This window comes from Pantoea sp. MBD-2R, from assembly GCF_039134845.1.
Classification (GTDB): domain Bacteria; phylum Pseudomonadota; class Gammaproteobacteria; order Enterobacterales; family Enterobacteriaceae; genus Erwinia.
In genome coordinates this window covers 2,937,593-2,961,296 of the sequence record NZ_CP152417.1, presented here as the reverse complement: position 1 = coordinate 2,961,296, position 23,704 = coordinate 2,937,593, and the positions used below count along the sequence as shown (strand labels likewise).

The following is a 23,704-nucleotide window of genomic DNA, read 5'->3' as shown; positions in this document are numbered from 1 at the left end:
TTCTGCTCTTTTTTTTATCAATACTAATTAAATTAATAAAATTAAACTTACCCGCGAAATATATTTTATTTTCGGTTCTTATGTGCAATTTAAATTTAACTCAAATTCTCTTTTTTAGCTAAATGTGACCTGAAACATCGCCAGGCTAAAAAAAATATAGTCTGGTTGAACGTTGTGTGATTTAATTGCGCGGTGCTATACGACTCTGCCCGTCGGGCAGGGTTGGCCCTTTGTCCGGCCTGCGTGTACAGCTAAAGCAAGGCTGCTTCCGTCCTTTATCAGTGAAGCGCACCGGCGCAAGCGGATGCGATTAACTCTTTGTTTTTAAAAAATTAATAGCGGAGCGCTTTTTTGTAAGCTGCTGCCTGAATAACCCGTGAATGATGCTTAACTCAACTAAAGAACCCGGGGCTGCTAAATGCGTTTGAAACTCATTTTGGTCGCAGCAATAAACTTTTTGACAATCCTTTTGCTTTCCACGCTATGGGAGTTTGGTGCTGAGGAATATGTCTCTTCTTTATTTGGCTTAAGCTATGATGATAACTTCGAAGTGAGCGAACGACTCAGGTTTATTGTCACTTCCACGTTATTCTCTTTGCCTGCCATGATTATACCAGGACTGATAATCGCAAACCTTGTGCGAAAATTTGCGCTCACTGAGCAGAAGGCTATCCGTATGGCGCATACCGATGCGCTGACCGGAGCGGGAAACCGCAGGGCATTTAACAGCCATATTGCGCTCTGTGACAGCAGTACCGTGCCGTACGCTATCATCATGATAGACGTGAATGATTTTAAAATTATTAACGATCTTAACGGTCATCATCAGGGAGATGCCACGCTGGTTGCGCTGGCAGGCGTGCTGGATGACTTTATTAGCGCCAATACGCTGGTTTTCCGCATTGGTGGCGACGAATTTGCCCTGATTACTGATAGTTGTGAAACCGACGCGCTGATGGGACTGGCAGACAATATACGTCTGCGGGCCGCTAAAATCACCACCGGGCAGTCAGGGTATCTGAGCCTGTCGATCGGTATTGCGCGTTCTGACGATTGCAGTAGTTACAATGTGGTGCAGGCTGCGGATCTGGCCATGTATCAGGCTAAGAGCGGGAAAATGCAGCGCCTGAGCTTTTTTACCCCGGTTATGGCACAGCAGTTCCGGCAAAAAGAGATGCTGGAGCTTAGCGTGGCGGATGCCGTGGAAAATAATGCTATTGAGCCTTTCCTCCAGCCTATTCTCAGCCTGAATACGGGAAGACTGGTGGGGTTTGAGATCCTTTCGCGCTGGACACTGCCTTCTGGTGAAGTGGTCTCGCCAGAGGTCTTCATTCCTGTGATTGAAAAGCTGGGCCTGATCGATCGGTTGACCGAACAGCTGTTACAGCAGGTTTGTCACATCGCAAAGGACTGGCCGGAAGAGATTACCCTTTCCCTGAATATTGCGCCGAGACAGTTGATTAAATCTGATTTGACCAACCGCCTTTATGACATCATGCAAAGTTCAGGTCCGTTCCGCCTGGAGCTGGAAATCACTGAAAACGATGTGATGAGCAATTCTGAAGAGGCGCGACATTCCATTCAACATCTTAAGAATCGGGGCTTTAAGGTGTCGCTTGATGATTTCGGCACCGGCTATTCTAACCTCTCCATTTTGCTGGGGCTGGGCATCAATAAGATAAAAATCGACCGTTCCTTTATCTCTTCCGGGCCAGCTAATCGGGAACAGAGGAGGGTGGTGGAAACGCTGCTGGCATTATGCCGTGAGCTGAAAGTCGAGGTGACGGCAGAGGGTATTGAAGATTTCCCGACGCTGCTGTGGCTGAAAAAACAGGGATGCGATTATGGCCAGGGCTATCTGTTCCAGAAAGCGATGCCGCTCAGCAAAGTGAACGACATTTTATCGTCCAACTTTTATATGCTGATGTCGCAGAATAACGCCATGCTGCCGGAGGCGCCCGGCTACATGGCAGTGCCACAGACTTTCTTTTAGTGCCTCACAGGGCTTCCGTTCAGTCATTCTCCCGTGCAGGGAGTACGTGTCGGCCGCGACACTGGCAGTGAGGGGGCTGTTATAACTGCTTAGACGGCATCGGCCCGTGCCGAACCTGCGATAATCGGCCAGAAAAGCAAAAAGCCCGCTTAAGTTTCCTTAAGCGGGCTTTTCTATGTATGGCTCCTCTGACTGGACTCGAACCAGTGACATACGGATTAACAGTCCGCCGTTCTACCGACTGAACTACAGAGGAATTGTTGGAACGGGGCGCATGATATCCAGTGCTCTGCAGGTTGTCAAAGCCTGTTTTGAACCTTTTTGACTGAATGCTGAATTAATCGTCGTTTTACACAGCAGCAAGCCCGTTCAGGGGATAGGCTGATGCGTTTTTGCGCAGTCTGCGGCCTCTGCATCGCGCTTGTAGCGTGAGGGCCAGATCACCCAGGGCGGAATGTTAAGATGAGATGCAACAATTTTTTCACCACGAGGCCATTTTCGGTACAAAACATTCGACAGCGTTGATGAGGAGAGTCCCGAACGCCGCGAAAGAGCGGCCATGGATGTGCCTGTTTTTTTGATTGAAGCAATAATATCTGAGCTGTGCCAATCCTCATCAGGTGGCTATTGCGTATAGCTATACATATAATATCTCCTTGAAAATAGTTTACCTGAGTTGCAGGCTGTTTTCGGAATTTACATGAAGTTCCAGGTTAGTCGATAGAAGTGCAATGAATTTTTATTTGAATGATCACTGTACAGAATGGAATAATTGAAAAGGGATTTTTGTTTTGTCAAAAATAAATAAGCAGTTATTGCTGTCACGTAAAATAGCCAGATATATCGACCAGAAACTTTTAGTGTGGGATAGCCCACAATATGCTTACACTATAGTTGATAAGTCTAATATCCTGAATACATTGATTATTTCAACTTATCCTCAGGGGTGGGTGGATATTTATCGGGAAAAAAACTTCCAGTGTGTCGACCCCGTTATCCATTCCGCTTTGACGCGATTTTCTCCATTTTCGTGGGGCAATAAATCTACTGATTTTTGTGATTTGAATTTTATTAAGAAATTCACCACGTCTACGAACTACCCGCTGGCTGGTGGTTTTACATTCGTCTTGCACGATCACAATAATAAGATGGCACTTTTATCAATGATTACCAGCGTAAGCGACCCGGAGCTGGAGAAAAGCATCATCACTGAACGAAATGCGCTGCAAATGCTGCTTATTGATATTCACGAGCAGATGTACAAAGCCGATCATGCTTTATATATCAACGATGAAAAGATATTTCTCCCTCAGAAAAGTATTTTGTCCGTGAGGGAAAATGAAGTGCTGTACTGGTCGAGCAGGGGGAAAACATATGGGGAAATTGCAATCATAATCGGTATTACATTACGCACTGTGAAATTCCACATGGGAAATGTTGTTCGCAAGCTGGGGGCAGGTAACGCCCGACAGGCAATCCGAACAGGCGTAGAATTAAAGTTAATAATCCCTCCTTTTTAGCACTCGACGTCAGCTGAATTTTCTTCTTCATAAGAAAAATCAAAGCCATCTCGCAGTTTACCTCTGCATCCAGAATCGCCATACAGTGTTTTTTGTCAGGATGATCACGTTTATTTCATTTTTGTGTTGTTTTGCCACTTTTTGAAATATACATTTCATGAATTCGCATCGCTCACCTGCAAGGAACTTATATGGAAAAGGTCAGAATTGGGTTGATTGGTACCGGTTATATCGGCCGCTGCCACGCTATTGCCTACGCGCAGGCTTCAACTGTGTTCCGGCTTAAAGGTGAAATTGTACGTGAGATGGTTGCAGAGGTGGATCCGGAAATCGCTAAAACGCAGGCAGCCGCGCTGGGGTTTCACCGCTCAACCGGCAACTGGCGTGAGCTGGTCGCCGATCCCAATATTGATGTCGTCGATATCTGCGCGCCTAACTTTTTGCATAAGGAAATGGCGTTAGAGGCGATACGCCACGGCAAACATGTCTATTCGGAAAAGCCGCTGGCGCTGGATGTAGCCGATGCCGAAGAGATGACGCGGGCGGCTGAAGCTGCGGGGGTGAAAACCCTGGTGGGCTTTAACTATATGAAAAACCCGACCAGCCAGCTGGCTAAAGAGATTATCGCCCGAGGCGAAATCGGTGAGGTGGTGCACTTTTACGGCACCCACAATGAAGATTACCTGGCTAATCCGCTGACGCCGCTCGACTGGCACTGCCAGAAAGCGCTGGCTGGCCTGGGGGCATTGGGCGATCTGGCGGCGCATATTGTTAATATGGCGCATTATCTTGTCGGCGACATCAGTGAGGTATCCGGCGATATGCTGACGGTAATCAAACAGCGGCCGGATGCGAAAGATCCATTGGTGATGCGTGAAGTGGAAAACGAAGATCAGGCCAGCGCGCTCCTGCGTTTCGCTAACGGTGCGCATGGCGTGATTGAAACGTCCCGTATCGCCTGCGGCAGCAAGATGGGTCTGACCTATGTGGTCACCGGCACCAAAGGCACGATCCGCTATACCCAGGAAAGAATGGCCGAGCTGGCGCTTTATCTGCATGACGATCCGGCAGGGCGGCAGGGCTTCAAAACCATCCTGACCGGGCCGGCTCATCCTGACTATGCTGCATTCTGTATCTCGGCAGGTCACGGCATTGGTTTTAACGATCAGAAAACCGTTGAGATCCGTGATTTGATAAACGGGATTGCCGCAGGCGATCGCATGTGGCCAGACTTTGCCGAAGGGTTACAGGTGTCAAAAGTATTGGAAGCGATTGCTGTATCCGCACAGGAACGGCGCTGGATGACTCTCTGATTCGTCTGTGTGGCAGGGGCAAAGACAATAGCTTCTGTTCAGCATGCAAATAAAAACGGGTACCTCACTGATTTCAGTTTGGAAATAGCCGTAAGCAGGGAGGTCAGGCATGTTAAACAACATGCCTGACTCAATTATGCTGGCAGTAAACGCTATTTCCCCCGCGATCTCGCCTTATCTGAACGGCGGTTCATTAAAGGTACGCAGCTTACGGGAATGCAGCTTATCGCCTTCTGCCCGCAGCAGATCGATGGCGCAAATGCCAATCTGCAAATGCTCCGAAATTGCGCCTTCATAGAAACGATTCGCCTGGCCTGGCAGTTTGATTTCGCCGTGGATTGGCTTGTCTGAAACGCACAGCAGCGTACCGTAGGGAACGCGGAAGCGATAACCCTGAGCGGCGATAGTGGCGCTTTCCATATCCACGGCAACGGCGCGGCTCAGGTTGAAGCGCAACGCGGAGGCGGAATAACGCAGCTCCCAGTTGCGGTCATCGGTCGTCACTACCGTACCCGTGCGCAGACGCTGTTTCACCGCTTCGCCCGGCATGCCGCTGACCTGCTTGGTGGCGTCAAACAGGGCGCGCTGGACTTCAGCAATGCTGGGAACGGGAATATCCGGCGGCAGCACGGCATCCAGCACGTGATCGTCACGTAAATAGGCATGCGCCAGCACGTAATCGCCGATAGTCTGGCTTTCGCGCAGGCCGCCGCAGTGGCCAATCATCAGCCAGGTATGCGGGCGCAGCACGGCCAGATGATCGCAAATCGTTTTGGCATTAGAAGGGCCAACGCCGATATTGATCAGCGTAATGCCTTTGCCATCCTTCGCCAGCAGGTGCCAGGCGGGCATCTGGTGATTTTTCCAGGCCAGGCCGGACAGCGTTTCCTGGAGGTTTGGAGTTTCAGCATTAACTAAAATGCCGCCCGCGCAGGAAAGCGCTTCGTAAGGTGAATCGGGATCGGCGATCTGCTCACAGCCCCAGCGCACAAACTCATCCACGTAGCGCGTGTAGTTGGTGAACAGGACATAAGACTGAAAATGCTCAACCGGCGTGCCGGTATAGTGGCGCAGCCTGGCCAGAGAAAAATCGGTGCGCAGCGCATCGAAGTGCGACAGCGGATAAGCTTCCGTCGGCTGATAAAGGCCATCAGCATTTTCATCGCCGATTTGCGCCAGCTCGGTAGTTGGGAAGTGCTGAGCCAGACCGGCGCTCATACTGCGATCCAGCCCCAGGTTCGAGCCATCAATCACGTACGGGAAAGGAATTTCCTGCTGTGAGGGCTTTACCTCCAGCGTCACAGGATATTCGCTGCACAGCATTTCCAGCTGTTCGCTCAAATAGTGGCGAAACAGTGACGGACGGGTAATGGTGGTGGCGTAGCTACCGGGACGGGTGAAACGGCCAAAGGCGCGTGACATTTTATGGCTCTCCGCATCGCCCTGCCAGCTGACACGCAGTTCAGGGTAGACAAACAGGCCCGCAGCCCGTTTGGCCTCGTCCGGCAACGTGCCGTTATCGATATAAGCGGTGATGGCTAGCCGCAAAGCGCTGACCGCCTCTTCATACAATGAGTCCAGCTTATCCAACGCTTCAGCGACGGTTAACGGCGTCTGTGTCATGGTCTCTCCTCAGGCGATTATCGATAGCAAAACAGCATGTTAACCGATATCGCGCAGACGCGCATGAAGGTTGCAGGAATTAACCGCACGCGTGGTTAATTTGTGGCAGACTGATAACCTGAACGTGAATAATGGTGAACCACAAATGGACGATCGGCAGCTTCAGGACAACCCGGTTGGCATCTTAGTGATTGCCGCCGGACATGGGCGTCGTTTTACCGCAGCAGGCGGTGAAATGGATAAGCTGCTGGCTGAATTTAGCGATGCGTCCGGCCGGGCAGGCAGGGTATTTGAACACAGCTGTCGCGCCGCCCTGCAAAGCCAGCTTCCGGTTTGTGTCGTGACCCGGCCAGCGCAGCACGCTATCCAGCGCTACTGCCAGCAGCAGGGCATTCCCGTGGTGCTGGTGGAGAACGATCGGATGGGGGAGTCGATTGCGGCGGGCGTTCGCAGAATGTCGGGCTGGCGTGGCTGGCTGATCCATCTTGCCGATATGCCGTTTATTTCTGCCGCTGTTTTACAGCGAATGGCCAAAGAAATAACGGATGAGGGGATTGTCAGACCAACGTTTGGCGGCCAGCCGGGTCATCCGGTGGGATTTGGTCGTAGTACGCAGGCCGCGCTTTCTCAGCTGACTGCTGAGCACGGCGCACGTGATTTACTGACCCAGTTTCCTCTCCATACCGTTGAACTGGATGATGAAGCGATCCTGCGGGATATTGATTTACCGTCACAGCTGCCGGACAAAAAATAGCGGTGCCCCTTACCACCAGCCGGGAAGGCACCAACGGTAAGGGGTGAGGGAGAAATCAGCGCCTAAAGCAGCTTGTCCTGCGTGATGGGGAGATCGCGGATGCGTTTCCCGGTGGCATGCCAGACCGCGTTCAAAATGGCGGCTGCAACGCCAACAATACCCAGTTCGCCCACGGCTTTACCGCCCAGCGCCGTCGCCAGATAGTCCGGCTGGCCGACATCAATCGCCGTCAGTTCAGGGATATCTGCATTAACGGCAATCAGATAATCAGCGAGGCTGGCGTTGGCTATACGGCCATCGCGATCGTCAATCACGCCCTGTTCCAGCAGCGCCTGACCAATGCCCATCACCATGCCGCCGATCCACTGGCTTTCTGCCAGTTTGGGGTTATAAACGCGACCTGAATCGAACGCGCCCACCATTCTTCTCACTCTTACCGTACCAAAATCCTCATCAACGGCGACTTCAACAAAGATGGCGCTCCAGCTGTGGGCAGAAACGCCGCCTGCGGTGGACGGCAGCATCATGGAAGAGGTGCGATCGGCGGCGTTACGGTCATCCTCACTGGCATCTTTAGCAAAGGTGTCCTGGTGCGCGACCAGCGTTTCATGACCGCTGAGTGCCAGCAGCTCGCTGAAAGTGATGCGGCGTTCCGTGGCGCTGTTTAACCATACGTGCCCATCCGCCAGCGACACGTCGGCGGGCGAGGCCTGCCACAGAGGCGACTGCTCGGTGCTGATGGCAAGCGCGATCAGCTTGTCCCGCAGCGCCAGTGCCGTTTTATGTACCGCGCCGGTCAGGACATTCGCCAGCTGTGAGCCGCCCGCGACAGGCGCGCGCGGCAGCTGCGTATCGCCTAAAGAGACGGTAATGGCCTCAGGCGGAACTTGCAGCACGTCCGCGGCCGTCTGCGCCAGAATGGTATAGGTGCCGGTGCCGATATCCGCGCCGCTGCTTTGCACTTCAATTTGTCCGTCGCCATGCACCACAATCTGCGCTTCGCCAGGCGTACGGTTAACCGGATAGGTGCCGGACGCCATCCCCCAGCCAATCAGCTGGCGGCCTTCGCGCAGGCTGCGCGGTTCAACGGGGCGTTTACTCCAGCCGAAAGCTTCGGCTCCCCGCTGGTACGCCTCACGCAGCTGGCGTGAACTCCAGGGGATTTTTGCCTTAGGATCTTCTTCGGCATAGTTGATCTGCCTGAGCGTAACGGGATCCATTTTCAGGGCGTAAGCCAGTTCATCCATTGCCACTTCCAGCGCAAAGGTGCTGGGGTTTTCTCCCGGCGCGCGCATCCAGCCTGGATTAACCGTATTCAGATGAATGAGCTGGTGATGGGAGAGAAAGTTTGGCGAAGCGTACATCAGCGACGTCACCGAGTTACACGGCTCCTTGTGCACATCTTCCAGCGCGGTTTCGTTCCAGCTCTCATGCACGATTGATTGCAGCTTGCCCTCCTTTGATGCGCCCAGCACCAGCTGCTGATGCGTTCGTGGCCGGCCACCAAAAGAGGTAAAGGTTTGCGGTCGGGTCAGTGCCAGTTTGACCGGGCGGTGAAGCTCGCGTGAAGCGGCACAGGCCAGCGCGCTGTGCGGCTGAATACCGCCTTTGCAGCCAAATCCACCACCCACGTAGGGCGAAACAATCCTGACGTTTTCATGGGGAATGTTCATCCATTCAGATACCACCTGACGCGCGCCGCCCACCCACTGGCTGGGTTCCCACAGCGTTATGCTGCCATTCTGCCAGTGGGCAATACAGCCGTGGGGTTCAATGGGAGAGTTGTATTCGCGTGGCGTGGTATAAACGCCGCCAGCCTGCACGTCTGCCGCGGCAAGCGCAGGCAGCGCGTTGCCCCAGCTGATGGTCAACGCTTCCGACGCTTCAGGCTTCGCCTGAGGATCGTCGGGATGGATCACGGCGGCCTGCGGCTCATATTCCGTCACGATAAGCGCAGCGGCTTCGGTCGCTTCTTCAAGCGATTCCGCCACCACCAGCGCAATATGCTGACCGTTCCACAAAACCCTGTCGTCCTGTAGCGGGATAAACGTCTGCGCGGCGGCACCGCCCTGGCTGAAGGTTTTTGCCGGATGAATTTTTAGCCCGCTTTGAGAGTTGTAAACGGCCAGCACGCCGGGCGCTTGTCGGGCGCGGTCAATATCCATACGGCTGATACGGCCCGCCGGAATAGTGGACTGCACCACCACGGCATAAGCCATATTTTCCAGCGACTTTTCTATTGCATAAGCGGCCAGACCCTGAACTTTCAGGCTGCCGTCGGCACGGTTAAGCGGGCGGCCCAGTGACTGATAAGATTCTTTTAGCGGCACATCGTCGCGAGTCTCAAAAGTACTCATACCAGACCTCCTGCCTGCATTAAGGCCCGGGCGATAACACGCGGCGCGAGCACAATTTTATGTGCGTTGTGCTGGTGGGCGATGGCGCCCTCGGTGGCTTTTTCTGCCGCTTTACGCAGCGTTTCTTCGTTCAGTGGCTGGCCTTTCAATGCCTGCTCAACCTGATAAGCTCGCCACGGAAGCGTGGCCACGCCGCCCAGGGCGATGCGAACATCTTTAATCGTCACGTCATCGCTTTCCAGTTCAAGCCCAACCGCCGCGCTGGCTGCGGCGAACTCATAGGAACTGCGGTCGCGCACTTTGAGATAGTGAGAGCGCGCCAGCGCAGGGCTAAGAGGCACCTCAATGGCAACGATCATCTCACCCGCTGCCAGCTGATTTTCAATATCCGGGCGATCGCCAGGCAGACAGAAAAAATCGGTAGCGGCGACGGTACGCTGCTTACCGTCTGCGGAGTGTAAATGCAATACGGCATCAAAAGCGGTCAGTGCGACGGCAAAATCGCCCGGATAAAGCGCAATGCAGCTGTCGCTGATGCCCAATACCGCATGATTATGGTTCTGCCCCTCAAGCGCTGCACAGCCCGAGCCGGGCTGGCGCTTATTACAGTTCGGATAGGCCTGCGGATCGCGGAAATAGCTACAACGGGTGCGTTGTAAAATATTGCCGCCCAGCGAAGCCATATTGCGCAGCTGAGCCGAGGCGGCCAGCGACAGACTTTCGCTTACTGCCGGGGCGTGAGTCTGTACCAGCTCGCTGTCGGCGGCCTGGCTCATTTTAACCAGCGCGCCCAGCTTCAGCCGGCCGTTCAGTAAAGCGATATCGCGCAGTTCGCTAAGATGACTGATATCAACCAGCTGGGCAGGACGCTCAACGCCGCACTTCATCAAATCGAGCTGCGTAGTGCCGCCTGCCAGAAAGCGGCTTTCAGGCTGATGATGTTGAGCCAGCGCGTTTGCCACACTGGACGCGCGGTGATAGCTAAATTCTCTCACGATGTCACCTCCTGCGAGAGATGCGTCGCCGCCTCTTTTACGGCCTTAACGATATTAGGATAGGCGCCGCAGCGGCAGAGATTGCCGCTCATATATTCGCGGATCTCATCGTCGGAACGCGCGTGGCCTTCTTTAATACAGGCGACGGCAGACATAATCTGTCCCGAGGTACAGTAGCCGCACTGAAAGGCATCGTGCTCCAGAAAAGCGGCCTGCACCGCATGCAGGGTGCCATCGGCTGCTGCCAGTCCTTCGATCGTGGTGACAGAGCGGCCTTCAGCCTGCGCCGCCAGCGTCAGACAGCTAAGCACACGCTCGCCGTCAATATGCACCGTGCAGGCGCCACACTGACCCTGGTCGCAGCCTTTTTTCGAGCCGGTTAAAAGGAGGTGTTCACGCAGAACATCCAGCAGGGTGGCGCGGGGATCGGACGCCACTTCATAGTGCTGACCGTTTACGGTTAATTGCAGGGATTGCGTCATCGTGGTCTCCAGGTGGGGAGGTCGCTGACAGCGGGAAAGGCGCACGCGCGCGTGCGCCGTTAACACTGCCTCATCGCTTCAAAAAATTAAGACCTGAAAATGAAGGGCGAGCGTTTAGCAAACCCGCCGTCGGGATCGCGCATTTAGACGAGCGTATCCATCTTCAAGGATAGCCAGGATTGATGGGGCGGGAGAAAAGCATCGTTATTACTGATGCGCGGGCACTATCTGACTCATCTCTTCTGAAACAGGGGTCGCGCAATAAAGGCCTGGTAGCGTGCGTCTTCAGCGCGATCCATAAATTTGTTCGGCTCGCTGAACAAACAGTTCTGGCAACATTCGCACCAGCAGGGCAAAAAAGGGTGCCAGCGCCAGCTTCAGCAGCGCGTTAGAAAAGCGGTAGTGTACGATAAAAGTGACCGTGCACTGGCCGGGATGGTCCGGGTCGGGCGCAAATCGCCAGTCACCTTCGAAAGCTGCCAGAAACGAGCCAGATACCTGTTTCAGATGAAGCGAGCTGTGCGGATGAAACGTCGCACGCGTGGTGAGATTAAGCTGGGGCAACCGCGAGTGGCGCACGCCAATGCGTACCAGCTTGCGTTCGGGCTGGTCTTCCACAATTTCTACTTCCTGGCACCAGGGCAAAAATTCCGGGTAAGCAGCGACATCGGCGACAAGGTCATACATCTGACCCTGACTGAAATTAACCAGCATGGTTTTTTCGAAGGTAATCATAGGGGGGCCTTATCGGTCGCGCTAAGCCTGAAGCGGCGAAAGGGGATTATCATGCCAGAGTAACGACCGGTTGACTGTAACTGTTGGCGCGCTTATTGATCGACCGCAAAACAAAAGGCGTGTCTGAGGCGACAAACACGCTTTTTTTACTCGTCTCGTGGCTGCGGATTAGCGCGCGCGTTCGGAAGGGGTGTCGAGGAAATTAAGGATCGCGTCGTTAAACTCTTCCGGTGCCTGCAAAAAAGCAAAATGACTGGTGTTCGGCAGGATCAGTAAGCCAGCCTGAGGAATGGTTGCGGCAATGTGTTCAAGATGCGGACGCAAAATCCCCTCATCGCGATCGCCATCGGCAATCAGCACCGGCGTATGGATTTTTTTCAAATCGGCATCCTGCCAGTTGGGCTGGGATTGCCACATCTCACCAATCTGCCTGACGAAGGCATCATATTCCTGCGGCGTTTTCGACAGCCGCCTGTACTCCTCTCCGGCGCGGGTAATATAGGACGCGAACAGCGGATTTTCCGCCACGTCGGCCCGAACCCCACGGGTGTCGGTATTCGGCGCATAGGCAAAGATCTTATCAACTCTGTCAGCGTGGCGCAGAGCCAAATCAATACCGATAATGGCACCATCGCTCCAGCCGACAATATCGGCTTTTGGCAGATGCAGATGATCCATCAGCGCTACAACGTCGTCGGTCATTAAGTCGTAGCCATAAGGCTGGGTATTTCGCGAGCTGCGGCCGTGACCGCGACTGTCGAGCACAATCACCTGATGATGCTTTGCGATAACCGGCAGCTGATTACCCCAGTAATCGGCGTTAGCCAGCCCGCCGTGGATAAAGATCACTGGCGAACCGCTGCCCAGCGTGCCGTACCACAAATCGATGCCGTTCACTTTGGCGTAACCGGTTTTTAAACCCGCAACGGGCGCAGGCGTTGATGGCAAATGCTGCCAGCGATTGCCCCAGTTGACCGCCTCCGCCAGTGCAGTAACAGGCGCTGCGGCGGAACAGAGCAGCGCCCCGGCAAGCAGCCAGGAAAGATGCCGGTCTTTTTTCATACGGTTCTCCTTTAAAAGCGGTAAAGAATGAGCATACGTTACGCTAGCGCTGCATCCCCCAGCGTTTTACCGTCAATCTTTCCAGCGTGGCAAAAATCAGGCTTTCTACCAGCAGTCCAATCACAATGACCGAAGCCAGACCCGCGAACACGCGATCGGTAAACAGCTCATTACGGTTCTGAAAGATATACCAGCCCAGACCGCCAGCACCGCTGGATGCACCAAAGACCAGCTCGGCAGCAATCAGCGTACGCCAGGCAAAGGCCCAGCCGATTTTCAGGCCGGAAAGAATGGCAGGCAGCGCGGCCGGGATCAGAATATGCCAGACATAGCGAAACCCGCTGAGGCCGTAGTTTCGCCCAGCCATGCGCAGGGTTTCGGAAACTGACATAAAGCCGCTCCAGGTCGTCAACGCCATGGGCCAGAGCACGGAATGGGTCAGGACGAAAATCAGGCTGTTTTCACCCAACCCAAACCATAACAGCGCCAGCGGCAGCAGGGCGATGGCGGGGAGAGGATTGAGCATCGAAGTCAACATGCCGAGCAGATCGCGAAAGAGGCGGCTGGAGACGGCCAGCGCGCTTAGCGCCAGTGCCAGCAGGCTTCCCAGCGCATAGCCTTTGATTAAGGTGCCCAGAGAAATGGCAATTTTATTGGGAAGCTCGCCACTCACCGTATCTTCAATAAAAGCCCGTAATGTCTGCGTAAAGCTGGGCAGCAGCAGATCGTTTTGCTGCCATAATGCCGCCGCCTGCCATAGCAGCAATAAAATCACCAGCAGGCCGCTTTTACGCAATCCGGCGCTGTTCCACAGTCGAACGCGCAACGGCAGCGGCTGTTCGATTTTTTGCTGTGGCAGAGGCGCAAGCTCGCGCAGGTATTCAGGGCGAACCGGTGGAGCCAGTTTGTGCAGAGGGAGAGTCATGACAATACGCTCATCAGAGGTGACAGGTGGGCGGAGGTGGGCTGCGACGCTGAAGATTCAGGCGTAAACAGCAGATCGTGTATCCGGCTGGCGGTTTGTTGAAAAGCGTCGCTGCCACTGTCTGCAAACGCGAACTGGTGACTGTTCATCTCGGCCCGAACCCGGCCCGGATGTGGCGAAAGCAGCAATATGCGGTTGCCAACAATCAGTGCTTCTTCAATGGAATGTGTGACAAACAGCAGGGTAAAGCGCTCATCTTCCCAAAGGCCGATCAGCTCTTCCTGCATTTTGCGCCGGGTCAACGCATCAAGCGCGGCAAACGGCTCATCCATCAACAGCATTTTGGGCTGCATCGTTAGCGCTCGCGCAATCGCTACGCGTTGTTTCATGCCGCCCGAAAGCGTATGCGGCCAGGCATCGGCAAAGTCTGCCAGGCCGACCTTATCGAGAAAATGCAGCGCCCGATCTCGTGCTTCTGCACGCGTCGCTTTACGGCTTGCCAGCAGAGGAAAAAGCGTATTTTCCAGCACGGTTTTCCACGGTGGCAGCTGGTCGAATTCCTGAAAAACCATCATGCGATCCGGCCCCGGTTTAATAACCGGCTGCCCCTCAAGGCGGATCTCGCCGTTAACCGGAGGAAGAAAACCGCCTATCGATTTCAACAGGCTTGATTTTCCGCAGCCGGAAGGACCGAGCAGGATAAACCGGTCGCCAGGCCAGACGTCAAAGCTGACGTCATGCGTCGCCCGAATCTGCTGACGTCGCGTACGATATTCCAGCCCGAGACCACGAACCTGCAACAGCGGATTTGAGGATGTCACAAGCGCCTCCTGAATGAGTGTGGTGGTCATCGGTTAACTCCCCGGATGGGTCCAGGCTTCCGGAAAGAAATAATCTTTCCACGAATCCGCCTTGTTTTTCAGTACGCCGAGCTCATGCAATTTTTCGGCATAAATGAAGGTGCGTTCGGGCGAAATGGTAAAATCAATTTCCGGGTCCTTAACAATCTTTTCAATCAGCGCTAACGGTAATTTTGAGTTCTCTGTGCGGATATAGGTCCGTGCCGCTGCGGCTTTATCGGCCTGAATAATGCGTGAGGCTTCAGCCAGCGCAGCATAAAACGCCCTGTACGTTTTAGGATTCTCATCGTGATATTTCTGCGTGGTGTAAAGCACATTAAAAGTACCGGGGCCGCCCAGCACGTCATAGGAGCTGAGAATTTTATGCACCGCAGGATGTTCCAGCGCCTGATACTGGAAAGGTGGACTGGAAAAGTGGCTGGTAATCTCCGTGCCGCCAGCAATCAGCGCGGCGTTAGCATCAGGATGAGGAAGGCTGACGCTAAGGGCGTCAAAGCGTTTAAAATCGCCTGCGCCATACCGCTTAGCGGTTTCGATTTGCAGCGTGCGTGACTGAAAACCTACCCCTGCGGCAGGCACCGCAATACGGTCTTTCTGGCTCAAATCCTTAATGTTTTTGACCGCAGGGTTATTGCTGAGCAGGTAATTAGGCATTGAGCCTAGCGAGGCAATCGCTTTCACATTCTGTCGGCCACGGGTGCGATCCCAAACGGTCAACATCGGGGGTACGCCAGCGGAGGCTACATCCAGCGCGCCCGAGAGCAACGCTTCGTTAATCGCCGTTGCCCCTGAAAGCGTTCGCCATTCAACTTTGATATCCAGCCCTTCTTCTTTGCCTTGTTTTTCTATTAAATGCTGGTCACGCACCACATCAAGAATCAAATAACCAATGCCAAACTGCTGCACAATGCTAATATTTCCTTCCGCATAAGCCGATTGAGCAATGCCGCCTAATGACGTTAATAACATCGTAGCGGCGACAGCGGGCAGTCGGCGTTGGCTAAAAAATTTTTTCATTATTTCTCCCGGCAGGTATTATATATTTTTTAGATAATTAGCTGGCATCGTGAAAGGCAGACTAAGGCGAGAAGCAGGGCTTGTTAAATTCTTTTTAGCTATATTAAATAATCGATATAGGTTAATGTGAAATGTAATTGCGAAAAATAAATAACGTTAGAATAAATTCAGCTTTATTGCCTTTTTAAACGTACGGACTTTTTCAGTCATCAACCTGTTGCCCGCGTGGCTGCCGGTAAGGAAGCCTGAGTCAAATGAGTACAGCAAACCGACATGTCTTGTCCTTTACCGCCTTCAGAAACCTGTTCTGTGCGCGTATTTTCACCGTTTCGGGCAATGCTATTGCGCCTATCGCTCTGGCTTTTGCCGTGCTGGACACAGGCGGTTCAGCGGGCGATTTAGGTCTGGTGGTGGCCTCGCGCTCCGTGTTTAACGTCGCTTTTTTATTACTGGGCGGCGTGCTGGCCGATAGCTATTCCCGCAACAAAGTGCTGCTCTCATCGTCGGCGATCGCGGCGCTGTCGCAGGGGATGGTCGCCTGGCTGGTGCTGGCCGGCACTGCCAATATTCCCGCGTTAATGTTGCTGGGAAGCCTGAATGGCGCCGCTGCGGGGATTGCGCTTCCCGCGTCGTCCGCGCTGGTGCCACAAACCATTCCCACGACGAAACTCAGGCAGGCTAACGCTTTTATACAGCTGGGCGTTTATGCCGGTACTATCGCAGGGGCTTCACTGGGCGGCGTACTGGTGGGTGCTGTGGGGCCGGGCTGGGGACTTGCTATCGACGCGCTGGGATTCGCTGTTTCCGCTCCTCTTTATTACTGCATCCGAATCAGCGCAAGCCAGCGGGAAGTGAGCAGCCATTTTCTGCACGATCTGCGAGAGGGCTGGCAGGCGTTTATCGCCCGCAGCTGGGTCTGGACGGTTGTTATCCAGTTCACCATTGTAAATGCGGCTTTTAGCGGGGTGATGATGGTGCTGGGTCCTGTCGTGGCGGATGCATCAGTAGGACGAACCGGCTGGGGGATCAGTATCGCAGCGGAAAGCGTGGGCCTGATTGTTGGCTCTTTTATGGCGCTTCGCTGGCGTCCAAACCGCGACATGTTGATTGGCGTCATGCTGGTGGCGCTTAGCGCCGTCCCCCTTTTCTTACTCAGTAAAATGGCCGCTACACCGGCTCTGATGGTGGCTTTCTTCCTGGCCGGCGTCGGGTTTGGGCAGTTTGGCGTGATCTGGGCACATCATCTGCAAACCCACATTCCTGCCGATAAGCTCGCACGCGTTTATGCGTGGGATGCGATGGGATCTTTTATCGCCATCCCGGTGGGCGAGCTTGCCGCCGGCCCTTTGGCGCTGCGCTATGGTAACGCCCACGTGCTGCTGGCCTGCGCGATAGCAATAATCGTGGCCTCTGTAGCCGCAAGCCTGGTACCATCGATAAGGCGACTGGAACAGCGCCAGGCAATACGGGAATAAAGTGCGAAGCAGAGAGCCTGACCTCGCTCTGATTCTTCATGATCTGACCTGAGGTTAAAAACGCCGCCGGATACGTAACCGGGTCTCAAACAGAGGATCTAACCATGCTTATATTTAATGTTTTTGGCCGTACGCTGGGTGTGAAAGCAGTGAGTTCTGGATGGGAACTGTATCGGGTTGATCTCAATGAAAACAAAAGTTCTCGCCTGCGTGACTATGTGATCCCTGCGGATGTGGAAACAGAAGGTTTAGCTCAGTGGCTGGACGATATTTTTCATGAAATGGCGACGGAAAAACATCCGGTGGTAAAACGAATTTCCTGAAAAGCAAAAGCCCGCTTAAGTTTCCTTAAGCGGGCTTGTATTTTTTTGATGTATATCAATAAACTGCAAATGATGATTCATTCATATAGGAAGGTAATAATTATCCTCTCTGTCACGGAAAAGGAGTTCGCTGAATGGCTATACCTGTTTATTTATGGTTAAAGGACGATGGCGGAAACCCCCTCAAAGGCTCTGTAGACGTACATCAACGTGAGGGAAGCATAGAGATCACCGCGCTGGCTCACAGCGTGTCACTCCCCACGGATGACCTGTCAGGCAAGATAACCGCAACTCGCGAACATGTCCCCTTTATTCTCACCAAAGCACTGGACTCTTCCAGCCCGTATCTTTATCAATTCGTCAGCTCAGGAAAACGCTTAAAATCCGCAGAGCTGAAATTCTATCGAATTAATTACGCCGGCCAGGAAGAAGAATATTTTAACGTACTTCTTGAGAATGCCCAGATTACCTGTGTTGTACCCTTTATGGAAGATGTTAAAGACCCGAACTACGAACGCCACGATCATCTGGAAGTATTCGAAATAACGTATGAGAAAATCACCTGGAAATATCTGGACGGCAATATTATCCACTCTGATTCCTGGAAAGAACGCAGCGCGGCATAAGGAGCACGGCACATGACATGGACATACTCTCAAAGTACCGGCGAGCTTTGGCACAACGGTAAATTAATGGGTACAGGTTATTCGGGAAGTTTGACAAACAAAAATAACCCTGACCGCCAGCACGTTAAAGGGATGGGGCCAATTCCACGCGGAACGTGGCGTATTGGCGGTTATACGAATTCGAAGGGGCCTATGACTATCACCCTGACTCAGGTTTCAGGTGATGGATTCGGGCGTTTCCTGTTTCGTATTCACGGCGAGAAGAGGCCACCAGCGGTTCCCGGTTTTGCTTCTGAGGGCTGCATAATAATGGGACCGCGCATTCGCTCAAAAATCATCCAGTCAACGGATAACACGCTGGAGGTGGTCAGATGATCGGGCGTGCCGTTGTTCTGGTCGCCTGTATTTTATCAATGGCGTGCGTAGCATCGTCGGGCGAATGGAGCGCTTATATTCGACAGGTAGAACAGGCGGACCATAAAACGCTCCAGGCACTGCCGGAGAAGATTGGCAGTATTGGCGATACCCTTGACGCTGAGCACTCGGTGGAACTGACGACCGCTATCAGCATGGCGCTGATTAAAGACCCTGTATCTGTCATTAACGCAACCAAACCGCTGGAAAAGAGTACAGACCGCTTACAACAGCGTTTCGGTACGTCATTTATATGCAGCATACCCGGCATGACCCAATTTACACAGGCCCAGATTGAAGCTTATTTTGCGAAGGCTGAACCGGCGCTAAAAATGGCTGGCTCAGTGGCAGCGGAATGTCTCGGGACGATGCGGGATACCCTTGCCGAGATCAGGCAAGAGATAGCGCAAAGTGCCACGAAATAACCCAGGAATGCCCGACTTATGATGATCCCACTATGCCGGGCCTTCTTAAAGCATGCTAAAACGTGGGCATTAACCCTAATCCACGACGAAAGAATATTCCGGTCGCCAAGTCTGAGACCTTTAAATTTCAATATTAACAAGGAATTATGTCAGCTACGTAGTTTTTATACCTCTGAAACTTAAATCCCGCTATCTGCTGACTGCATCTGTCCTGGTTAAGGTTCAGGCTTTTATATTTTCAGAATCGATAGCCAGAGAAGGCTTAATGCTGCGAGTTTTCGCGTCGGACAGGGACATAGGGTGGTCGCGCCATTATCGAACCGAAATGACCATAAATCAGACCACCAATTTCGCCGGATGCGGAGGGGGAAATGAAAATGCATCGGGAAGAAATTTCACGCTAACTTGTTGAATCTAAATCGTATAAAGATTCGTGAAGATGCATGAAAACAGGAATATGGCTCCTCTGACTGGACTCGAACCAGTGACATACGGATTAACAGTCCGCCGTTCTACCGACTGAACTACAGAGGAATCGTTTGAACGGGGCGAATATTAGCGATGGGCTGAGGTGTTGTCAAAGAAGTTTTTGCTTTAAAAGTGCAAAAGCTTAAATAACGAACACAGCCGCAGTGATAAGGCGGGAAATTACTCATTCAGTGCGTTAATTGCGCGGTTAAATAATGTCAGATTTGAATGCTGTCCAGGTTAGCAATATTCGCTGTTATCGCAGACAGACAACTATTGCTCCGTCACTCAACGCAGAGAATAAAAAAACGGCTTGTTTTTGCTCAGTGCAGAATTAACGCATGTGCAAGCTGGAGACCTTATATTCTTAAGGCGGTTTGGCAGTTGTCCACCTTGTTCGGAGGGAGCGAAAGAATCATCCCCAACCTTATACAAACAGCTTCAGCGCCGCTATTCGCTTCAGTGCTTCGGCTAAGGCATCGTCATCGGCCGTCAGGCTCAGGCGTACAAAACCTTCACCGCCCGCACCAAAGCCGTGTCCCGGCGCGACCAGCACCTGGGCATCACGCAGCAGCTTCTCGGTAAACTGTTGGGCGGTAAAGCGTGCGGGTACGGGCAACCACAGGAAAAAGGTGCCCTGACGCGCATCGAACCGCCAGCGCATAGCATGAAGTGCCTGAACCACCTTTTCGCGACGATGGTGGTAAATCGCGGCGAAATGAGAAACCGTGCTTTCCGGCAGATCCAGCGCGGTCACGGCAGCGTCCTGCACCGCGCCGAATACCGTACTGTAGCTGTGCGTATGCAGTTTTTTGAATGCGCTGATAATCGAGGCGTTGCCCACGGCAAAACCGAAACGCCAGCCCGCCATCAGAAAGGTTTTCGACAGCGTATAAATTTCCACGCCCCAATGCTTTCCTTCTGGCTGAGCCAGTAAACTCAGCGGCTTATCCTGTGCATGAACGCCTGTCGCCGCATAGGCGAAATCGTGCAGCAGCGGGATCTGCCACTGCTGAACAAATTCCAGTGCCTCGGCAAACAGAGTGGGAGTCGCGATGGCACCGGTAGGGTTATGCGGATAGTTCAGCATCAGCAGTCCGGCCTGCCGCGCAACGTTTTCAGGCACCTGGCCAAAATCGGGCAGAAACTGGCGTGCAGCATGCAGCGGAATACCATAAAACTCCGCCTGCGCCTGAACGGCGGCAGAACGGTAAATGGGATAACAGGGATCGGTTGAAATCAGATACTGCCCCGGATTGAGTAAGGCCCGGGGCAGACCGGTAACGCCAATGTGCGCGCCCTGGAACACGGCGATCTCATGTTCAGGATCCAGCTCCACGCCATACTGGCGCTGATAAAAGCGAGCAATCGCCTGACGCAGCGCGGGTTTTCCCCAAAAAGAGGGATAGTCGTGATTTTCAGAGAGCGCCGCAGCGGCTTGCAGACGGGTGACCACCGCAGCCGGTGTCGGCTGACGCGGGCTGCCGGAAGAGAGATCGATCAGCGGACGTCGCGAGGTATCTATTTGCGCGGCCATTTTCTCAAGCACGCTAAACAGGTTTTCTTCTAATTGATTTACCAGCGCAGAGGCAGAAAATACCGGCATTCTCATTCCGATTAAATAAAAACAGGACGTCACTATCGCATAGCGCATTGCGGCAGAAAACCGAATTGCAGCGCATCGGGAAGCAATAAATGAGATAATGTTATTCAGCAAATGCAATAACGTAATCTGAATATCCTTAGCGCAATAAAGCCATAAGCACAGCCCGGTTTGGGCTTCTTACAGTCTGTCACTCTGTGATTTAATCGCCTTGATTATTCACGTAGAGAGATTTTTATGCGCATGACATTGATGAGTAAATTAGTTGTGGCTTTACTTTCTTCTGCTGCGCTTTTTTCAGCGGCGCAGGCGGATGATAAATTAATTCGTATTGGTTTTAATCCAGGGCCGTATAAAGACCAGTTTCAGCAGGGCGTTGCGCCCTGGCTGGTAAAGAAAGGCTATAAAATAGAATATAAAGACTTTAGCGACGGCATTCAGGTTAACGATGCGGTCAGCCGTGGCAATATCGAAGCCAATATCATGCAGCATCCGGTCTATCTGAAGTCGGTAAATGAGCGTCTGGGTATTGATAACGTGGGGATCGTGCAGGTGCCTACGCCACCAATGGGCCTTTATGGCGGCAAAATAACCACGCTGGAGACACCTAAGCCCGGCACCGTTATTTCTGTTCCCAATCAGGCGCCTAATGAATATCGTGCGGCGCTGGTCTTGCAAAGTTTAGGCTGGCTGAAAATCCGCCCGGACAGCGACCCGGCCACCTTCTCTCAAAAATTCATCAGTGAAAATCCCTACAAAATCGTACTGAAAGAGATGGACAATGCCCAGCAGGTGCGCGCGCTGCCGGATGTCGATTTTGGCCTGATTCAGGGAAATTTTGCCGTTTCCAGCGGGATGAAACTGGATTCTGCGCTAAAGCTGGAAGCCCCCACCAGCCAGTTTATTAACGTTGTCACCGTAGCCGGGAAAAACCAGCAGGCGGCGTTTGCCAAAGATATTGTGGCAGGGTACCGCTCCGATGATTTTAAAAACTATATTCGTTCGCACCATCAATATGATGGTTATCTGCTGCCTGACTATTTCAAATGAGCCAGCCTGTTATTACATTTAACTCAGTCAGCAAAACCTTCTCGCGCAAGGGAGAAAATTTGCTGGCGTTAGAAGAGGTCAGCCTGACTATCCATCAGGGTGATATCTTTGGCGTTATTGGTGCGAGCGGCGCGGGGAAAAGCACGCTGCTGCGCTTAATTAACCATCTGGAAGTGCCCGATCGTGGCGAGGTGCGGATTAATGATGTCTCGCTACAGCACATTACTAAAAAACAGCTCAATGCGGTAAAGAAAGATATTGGCATGATCTTTCAACACTTCAATTTGTTGAATTCCCGCACGGTGTTTCATAACGTGGCGATCCCGCTGATTTTACAGGGGCGTGATAAACACTTTATTCGGCAGCGGGTGAATGAACTGCTGGCTTTCGTCAATCTCAGCGACAAAGCGCAGCGCTATCCCAACGAACTGTCGGGTGGGCAGAAGCAGCGGGTCGGCATTGCCCGCGCGCTGGCGACCAACCCGTCTATTCTGCTGTGTGACGAGGCAACATCGGCACTCGATCCGCACACGACGGTACAAATTCTGCTGTTGTTACAGGAGATTAACAAGCGCTACGGCATCACCATAGTGCTGATTACCCACGAAATGTCGGTGGTGCAGAAAATTTGTCACAAAGTTGCCGTGATGGCGCACGGGCGAATAGTTGAGCAGGGCAGCGTGCTGTCGCTTTTCGGTCAGCCCCAGGACGCCGTCACCGCCAGCTTTGTGCGATCGGTGATCCACGATCGCTTGCCGGAGCAAACTCTGGCGCGGATTAGGCAGCAGGGCCACAGTCGCGCACTGCGGCTGGAGTTTATCGGCCAGACGGCTCAGCAGCCGATCATCAGTCAGTTGATGCGCAAGTTTCCGGTTGAGGTGAATATCCTGTTTGCCAATATGTCTGAAGTACAGAGCACAATCCTGGGTTTTATGATTGTGCAGATTGGCGGCAAAACGGCAGATACCGAGGCGGCCATTCGCTATCTCCATCAGGCAGGAGTGAAAATCAGCGATGTTTGAATTCTTTGATACCGCCGTTACCGGCGAGCAGTTTCTGCTGGCGCTGCACGACACGCTGGTCATGATCGGCATTTCGCTGGGGTTTGGATCGCTGCTTGGCATCCCGCTGGGAATGGTAGTGGTGGTCTGTCGGCCCGGCGGTATTTTACCCAATCGGGTGCTTCATCAACTGTTAAATCCGCTGGTTAACGTTCTGCGTTCGCTGCCTTTTATTATTTTATTAATCACCATCTTGCCGCTGACGCGCTGGCTGGTCGGCACCACTATCGGCACGGCGGGCGCGATTGTGCCGCTGGTGGTGTTTATCGCGCCTTACATTGCAAGACTGGTAGAAAGTTCGCTGCTGGAGGTTGACGAAGGCATTCTGGAATCGGCCAATGCCATGGGCGCGAGTACCTGGCAAACCCTCTGGCATTTTATGCTGCCCGAAGCCGCCTCCTCGCTCATCCTGGCGCTAACCACGGCCACCATCGGCCTGCTGGGCGCAACGGCAATGGCGGGCACCGTGGGCGGCGGCGGCATTGGCGATTTAGCCATTACCTATGGCTATCAGCGATTTGATGCCTTTACCACGCTCACCACCGCGCTGGTGCTCATTGTCATCGTGCAGCTACTACAGACGCTCGGCACGCGTCTGGCGCGTCGAATACGTCGTGAATAAC

The 23,704-nt window shown here is 53.1% G+C and carries 23 protein-coding genes and 2 tRNA genes; 12 read left to right on the top strand and 13 right to left on the bottom strand.

The window, feature by feature from the left end:
• Positions 1-676 precede the first annotated feature (676 nt).
• On the top strand, positions 677-1,993 hold the full coding sequence (locus tag AAGQ96_RS13785; protein WP_254446253.1) for a bifunctional diguanylate cyclase/phosphodiesterase: 1,317 nt from the start codon (positions 677-679) through the stop codon (positions 1,991-1,993).
• 180 nt (positions 1,994-2,173) lie between these two features.
• Here the strand turns inward: AAGQ96_RS13785 and AAGQ96_RS13780 are convergent.
• Together AAGQ96_RS13780 and AAGQ96_RS13775 are read right to left on the bottom strand one after the other, a co-directional pair.
• Positions 2,174-2,249: transfer RNA gene (locus AAGQ96_RS13780), tRNA-Asn, on the bottom strand.
• A 113-nt stretch (positions 2,250-2,362) separates the two neighbouring features.
• A complete protein-coding gene (locus tag AAGQ96_RS13775; RefSeq protein WP_342753845.1) occupies positions 2,363-2,554 on the bottom strand; it encodes a helix-turn-helix domain-containing protein in 192 nt (63 codons plus the stop codon).
• 230 nt (positions 2,555-2,784) lie between these two features.
• On the opposite strand from AAGQ96_RS13775, the gene AAGQ96_RS13770 reads away from it, so the two are divergent.
• Positions 2,785-3,513 carry a LuxR family transcriptional regulator gene (locus tag AAGQ96_RS13770; RefSeq protein WP_342753844.1) on the top strand — a complete coding sequence of 243 codons (729 nt, stop codon included), beginning with the start codon at positions 2,785-2,787 and terminating at the stop codon, positions 3,511-3,513.
• 191 nt (positions 3,514-3,704) lie between these two features.
• On the top strand, positions 3,705-4,826 hold the full coding sequence (locus AAGQ96_RS13765) for a Gfo/Idh/MocA family oxidoreductase (protein ID WP_342753843.1): 1,122 nt from the start codon (positions 3,705-3,707) through the stop codon (positions 4,824-4,826).
• Positions 4,827-5,000: 174 nt separating this feature from the next.
• Here the strand turns inward: AAGQ96_RS13765 and AAGQ96_RS13760 are convergent, their stop codons facing one another.
• Entirely contained in the window at positions 5,001-6,449 is a 1,449-nt protein-coding gene (locus AAGQ96_RS13760) for an AMP nucleosidase (protein WP_342753842.1), read from the bottom strand.
• Between the two features lie 91 nt (positions 6,450-6,540).
• On the opposite strand from AAGQ96_RS13760, the gene AAGQ96_RS13755 reads away from it, so the two are divergent.
• Positions 6,541-7,203, top strand: coding sequence for a nucleotidyltransferase family protein (locus tag AAGQ96_RS13755; RefSeq protein WP_342753841.1), 663 nt, complete (start codon positions 6,541-6,543; stop codon positions 7,201-7,203).
• 62 nt (positions 7,204-7,265) lie between these two features.
• Here the strand turns inward: AAGQ96_RS13755 and AAGQ96_RS13750 are convergent, their stop codons facing one another.
• From AAGQ96_RS13750 to AAGQ96_RS13715, 8 genes are all read right to left on the bottom strand, one after another.
• The gene (locus AAGQ96_RS13750) at positions 7,266-9,560 is read right to left on the bottom strand and encodes a xanthine dehydrogenase family protein molybdopterin-binding subunit (RefSeq protein ID WP_342753840.1); all 2,295 of its coding nucleotides are present in this window, start codon (positions 9,558-9,560) and stop codon (positions 7,266-7,268) included.
• Positions 9,557-10,555: a xanthine dehydrogenase family protein subunit M gene (locus AAGQ96_RS13745; RefSeq protein ID WP_147198759.1), complete on the bottom strand. Its 999-nt coding sequence runs from the start codon at positions 10,553-10,555 to the stop codon at positions 9,557-9,559. Before AAGQ96_RS13745 ends, AAGQ96_RS13750 begins: the two co-directional genes overlap by 4 nt.
• A complete protein-coding gene (locus AAGQ96_RS13740; RefSeq protein WP_147198758.1) occupies positions 10,552-11,037 on the bottom strand; it encodes a (2Fe-2S)-binding protein in 486 nt (161 codons plus the stop codon). Before AAGQ96_RS13740 ends, AAGQ96_RS13745 begins: the two co-directional genes overlap by 4 nt.
• A gap of 285 nt (positions 11,038-11,322) precedes the next feature.
• A complete protein-coding gene (locus AAGQ96_RS13735) occupies positions 11,323-11,772 on the bottom strand; it encodes a type II toxin-antitoxin system RatA family toxin (RefSeq protein ID WP_147198757.1) in 450 nt (149 codons plus the stop codon).
• A gap of 168 nt (positions 11,773-11,940) precedes the next feature.
• Complete coding sequence (locus tag AAGQ96_RS13730; RefSeq protein ID WP_147198756.1) at positions 11,941-12,834, bottom strand: alpha/beta hydrolase; 894 nt, start codon at positions 12,832-12,834, stop codon at positions 11,941-11,943.
• 43 nt (positions 12,835-12,877) lie between these two features.
• Positions 12,878-13,759 (bottom strand): ABC transporter permease subunit, encoded by an 882-nt coding sequence (locus AAGQ96_RS13725; RefSeq protein WP_147198755.1) that lies wholly within the window; start codon positions 13,757-13,759, stop codon positions 12,878-12,880.
• Positions 13,756-14,610, bottom strand: coding sequence for an ABC transporter ATP-binding protein (locus AAGQ96_RS13720; RefSeq protein ID WP_147198754.1), 855 nt, complete (start codon positions 14,608-14,610; stop codon positions 13,756-13,758). Before AAGQ96_RS13720 ends, AAGQ96_RS13725 begins: the two co-directional genes overlap by 4 nt.
• A gap of 3 nt (positions 14,611-14,613) precedes the next feature.
• Positions 14,614-15,588 (bottom strand): ABC transporter substrate-binding protein, encoded by a 975-nt coding sequence (locus tag AAGQ96_RS13715; RefSeq protein ID WP_342755567.1) that lies wholly within the window; start codon positions 15,586-15,588, stop codon positions 14,614-14,616.
• 302 nt (positions 15,589-15,890) lie between these two features.
• Between AAGQ96_RS13715 and AAGQ96_RS13710 the strand changes: the two genes are divergently transcribed.
• From AAGQ96_RS13710 to AAGQ96_RS13690, 5 genes are all read left to right on the top strand, one after another.
• Complete coding sequence (locus AAGQ96_RS13710) at positions 15,891-17,111, top strand: MFS transporter (RefSeq protein ID WP_342753839.1); 1,221 nt, start codon at positions 15,891-15,893, stop codon at positions 17,109-17,111.
• A 104-nt stretch (positions 17,112-17,215) separates the two neighbouring features.
• The gene (locus tag AAGQ96_RS13705) at positions 17,216-17,434 is read left to right on the top strand and encodes a hypothetical protein (protein WP_147198751.1); all 219 of its coding nucleotides are present in this window, start codon (positions 17,216-17,218) and stop codon (positions 17,432-17,434) included.
• A 134-nt stretch (positions 17,435-17,568) separates the two neighbouring features.
• Positions 17,569-18,060: a type VI secretion system tube protein TssD gene (gene tssD, locus AAGQ96_RS13700; RefSeq protein WP_342753838.1), complete on the top strand. Its 492-nt coding sequence runs from the start codon at positions 17,569-17,571 to the stop codon at positions 18,058-18,060.
• Positions 18,061-18,072: 12 nt separating this feature from the next.
• Complete coding sequence (locus AAGQ96_RS13695) at positions 18,073-18,435, top strand: tlde1 domain-containing protein (protein ID WP_342753837.1); 363 nt, start codon at positions 18,073-18,075, stop codon at positions 18,433-18,435.
• On the top strand, positions 18,432-18,899 hold the full coding sequence (locus AAGQ96_RS13690) for a hypothetical protein (protein ID WP_342753836.1): 468 nt from the start codon (positions 18,432-18,434) through the stop codon (positions 18,897-18,899). The genes AAGQ96_RS13695 and AAGQ96_RS13690 overlap by 4 nt, the downstream gene beginning before the upstream one ends.
• Before the next feature lie 458 nt (positions 18,900-19,357).
• Here the strand turns inward: AAGQ96_RS13690 and AAGQ96_RS13685 are convergent.
• Positions 19,358-19,433, bottom strand: a tRNA-Asn gene (locus tag AAGQ96_RS13685).
• Positions 19,434-19,794: 361 nt separating this feature from the next.
• On the bottom strand, positions 19,795-20,973 hold the full coding sequence (locus AAGQ96_RS13680) for an aminotransferase class I/II-fold pyridoxal phosphate-dependent enzyme (protein WP_342753835.1): 1,179 nt from the start codon (positions 20,971-20,973) through the stop codon (positions 19,795-19,797).
• Between the two features lie 234 nt (positions 20,974-21,207).
• Between AAGQ96_RS13680 and AAGQ96_RS13675 the strand changes: the two genes are divergently transcribed.
• The 3 genes from AAGQ96_RS13675 to AAGQ96_RS13665 are packed head-to-tail and all read left to right on the top strand — an operon-like array spanning position 21,208 to position 23,703.
• Positions 21,208-22,020 (top strand): MetQ/NlpA family ABC transporter substrate-binding protein, encoded by an 813-nt coding sequence (locus AAGQ96_RS13675; RefSeq protein WP_254446252.1) that lies wholly within the window; start codon positions 21,208-21,210, stop codon positions 22,018-22,020.
• Positions 22,017-23,042, top strand: coding sequence for an ATP-binding cassette domain-containing protein (locus AAGQ96_RS13670; protein WP_147198746.1), 1,026 nt, complete (start codon positions 22,017-22,019; stop codon positions 23,040-23,042). Before AAGQ96_RS13675 ends, AAGQ96_RS13670 begins: the two co-directional genes overlap by 4 nt.
• Positions 23,035-23,703, top strand: coding sequence for a methionine ABC transporter permease (locus AAGQ96_RS13665; protein ID WP_147198745.1), 669 nt, complete (start codon positions 23,035-23,037; stop codon positions 23,701-23,703). Before AAGQ96_RS13670 ends, AAGQ96_RS13665 begins: the two co-directional genes overlap by 8 nt.
• Position 23,704: the final 1 nt, after the last annotated feature.

Bases quoted from the DNA above. Each gene is read 5' to 3' on its own strand.
- AAGQ96_RS13785 (WP_254446253.1), top strand. From the start codon at position 677: ATGGCGCATACCGATGCGCTGACCGGAGCGGGAAACCGCAGGGCATTT.
- AAGQ96_RS13775 (WP_342753845.1), bottom strand. From the start codon at position 2,554: ATGGCCGCTCTTTCGCGGCGTTCGGGACTCTCCTCATCAACGCTGTCG.
- AAGQ96_RS13765 (WP_342753843.1), top strand. From the start codon at position 3,705: ATGGAAAAGGTCAGAATTGGGTTGATTGGTACCGGTTATATCGGCCGC.
- AAGQ96_RS13760 (WP_342753842.1), bottom strand. From the start codon at position 6,449: ATGACACAGACGCCGTTAACCGTCGCTGAAGCGTTGGATAAGCTGGAC.
- AAGQ96_RS13750 (WP_342753840.1), bottom strand. From the start codon at position 9,560: ATGAGTACTTTTGAGACTCGCGACGATGTGCCGCTAAAAGAATCTTAT.
- AAGQ96_RS13740 (WP_147198758.1), bottom strand. From the start codon at position 11,037: ATGACGCAATCCCTGCAATTAACCGTAAACGGTCAGCACTATGAAGTG.
- AAGQ96_RS13735 (WP_147198757.1), bottom strand. From the start codon at position 11,772: ATGATTACCTTCGAAAAAACCATGCTGGTTAATTTCAGTCAGGGTCAG.
- AAGQ96_RS13730 (WP_147198756.1), bottom strand. From the start codon at position 12,834: ATGAAAAAAGACCGGCATCTTTCCTGGCTGCTTGCCGGGGCGCTGCTC.
- AAGQ96_RS13725 (WP_147198755.1), bottom strand. From the start codon at position 13,759: ATGACTCTCCCTCTGCACAAACTGGCTCCACCGGTTCGCCCTGAATAC.
- AAGQ96_RS13720 (WP_147198754.1), bottom strand. From the start codon at position 14,610: ATGACCACCACACTCATTCAGGAGGCGCTTGTGACATCCTCAAATCCG.
- AAGQ96_RS13715 (WP_342755567.1), bottom strand. From the start codon at position 15,588: ATGTTATTAACGTCATTAGGCGGCATTGCTCAATCGGCTTATGCGGAA.
- AAGQ96_RS13710 (WP_342753839.1), top strand. From the start codon at position 15,891: ATGAGTACAGCAAACCGACATGTCTTGTCCTTTACCGCCTTCAGAAAC.
- AAGQ96_RS13705 (WP_147198751.1), top strand. From the start codon at position 17,216: ATGCTTATATTTAATGTTTTTGGCCGTACGCTGGGTGTGAAAGCAGTG.
- tssD (WP_342753838.1), top strand. From the start codon at position 17,569: ATGGCTATACCTGTTTATTTATGGTTAAAGGACGATGGCGGAAACCCC.
- AAGQ96_RS13695 (WP_342753837.1), top strand. From the start codon at position 18,073: ATGACATGGACATACTCTCAAAGTACCGGCGAGCTTTGGCACAACGGT.
- AAGQ96_RS13690 (WP_342753836.1), top strand. From the start codon at position 18,432: ATGATCGGGCGTGCCGTTGTTCTGGTCGCCTGTATTTTATCAATGGCG.
- AAGQ96_RS13680 (WP_342753835.1), bottom strand. From the start codon at position 20,973: ATGCCGGTATTTTCTGCCTCTGCGCTGGTAAATCAATTAGAAGAAAAC.
- AAGQ96_RS13675 (WP_254446252.1), top strand. From the start codon at position 21,208: ATGCGCATGACATTGATGAGTAAATTAGTTGTGGCTTTACTTTCTTCT.
- AAGQ96_RS13670 (WP_147198746.1), top strand. From the start codon at position 22,017: ATGAGCCAGCCTGTTATTACATTTAACTCAGTCAGCAAAACCTTCTCG.
- AAGQ96_RS13665 (WP_147198745.1), top strand. From the start codon at position 23,035: ATGTTTGAATTCTTTGATACCGCCGTTACCGGCGAGCAGTTTCTGCTG.